The following is a 1,428-nucleotide window of genomic DNA, read 5'->3' as shown; positions in this document are numbered from 1 at the left end:
GATTCATACTTAATATTCTATGAATTTAGAGCATTAATATTAGTTTTAAACCCTCTCTAAGCTTGAATTCCCTGAATATTCAATAATTAAAAAAATCAAAATTATTTGTATAATTTAAGCAGTGGATTATATATAATTTTTATTTTGATATTATTCTAAATAAAAATAGACTTTGGAATAAATCCAAAGCCTATTTTACTTTATTTATTGTCTTCGATTAAAGCTTCAATCCTAGCTCTACATCTGCCAGCACCACAAAATCCTGTGCCTGCTCCAGTAGCTTCTCTTACTTTTTCAAAAGTATCTGCTCCATCTTTTATTGCATTAATTATAGTATCTTTTTCCACACCTTTACAAAGACAAATTAAATCCATTAGTACACCTCATTACATTTTCTTAAATTCAACTAAATTATACAACATTTTTGCAAATAATAAAAGTTATTATCAAAAAATTATTGTTCTTGCTTTTATGATCCTAATATTCTAGAGATAATTGGTATAGTTATTATTGATAATAAGGTAGTTACAAATACAAGCATAGCTGAATATTCTTTTTCTTTATTAAAATCAGCAGCAAAAATTGATGTCATAGCTGCTGCTGGCATAGCTTGAATAATTATTATAGTATTCATAACAATTGAGTTATCTTTTAAAAGATATCTAGTAATTGTAAATAAGACTAATGGAATAATTATCAACTTTATTAATGCACCATAATATATAGTTTTTTCTTTAAATATATCTTTTACTCTTACTTTAGAAAGTATATTACCAACAATAATCATTGAAATAGGTGCTGTCATTTCACCTACTATTTTACTTGTATCTATAATAGCTGTAGGAAGCTTAATATTAAATGTCATAATTACAATTCCAATATAGACAGCAATAATTGCAGGATTAATTAAAACCTTCTTTATATTTTCTTTAGATGTAGATCCAGTAAATAATATAATTCCATATGTCCAAAGGGCTATTGTAAATACCATATTAAATATTGAAGTATAAACTACGCCTTCGGCTCCATAGATACTATTTATAATTGGAAAACCTATAAATCCACAATTAGAAAATGCATTACCAAACTGTAATATTTTCCTCTTTTCTCCCTTTAATGGCTTTAATAATATATATGAAATTATCCCTCCTACTATAAAAAATATAGTACTATATATAAAAGCTTTTATTATATCCCCCTTAATTTCTTCACTAAAAGTAAAGCTAAAAGAATTAATAACTAATAAAGGTAAGGTTATTTGTAATAATATCTTTCTTAATCCCTTGTTTACTTCTTCATTTATTATTTTTTTCTTTGCCCCATAGACACCTATTAATATAATTAAAAATAATGCTATTATCTTATTTAATACAACCATCTTTTCTCCTAAAATTTGCATTCTTACTATTTAATAATATTATATATATG

General features: G+C 24.6%; 2 protein-coding genes. Both read right to left on the bottom strand.

Features of this window, described 5'->3' with window-relative positions:
- Positions 1-200: 200 nt before the first annotated feature.
- Positions 201-374, bottom strand: coding sequence for a (2Fe-2S)-binding protein (locus E6248_RS16015; protein ID WP_316341763.1), 174 nt, complete (start codon positions 372-374; stop codon positions 201-203).
- A gap of 95 nt (positions 375-469) precedes the next feature.
- Positions 470-1,378, bottom strand: a complete 909-nt coding sequence (locus tag E6248_RS16010) for an AEC family transporter (protein ID WP_316341762.1) — start codon at positions 1,376-1,378, stop codon at positions 470-472.
- Positions 1,379-1,428 lie beyond the last annotated feature (50 nt).

Origin of the sequence: Clostridium sp., assembly GCF_032552055.1 — a bacterium.
Lineage (GTDB): Bacteria > Bacillota > Clostridia > Clostridiales > Clostridiaceae > Clostridium.
This window is presented reverse-complemented; position numbering and strand designations above follow the sequence as displayed.

Bases quoted from the DNA above. Each gene is read 5' to 3' on its own strand.
- E6248_RS16015 (WP_316341763.1), bottom strand. From the start codon at position 374: ATGGATTTAATTTGTCTTTGTAAAGGTGTGGAAAAAGATACTATAATT.
- E6248_RS16010 (WP_316341762.1), bottom strand. From the start codon at position 1,378: ATGGTTGTATTAAATAAGATAATAGCATTATTTTTAATTATATTAATA.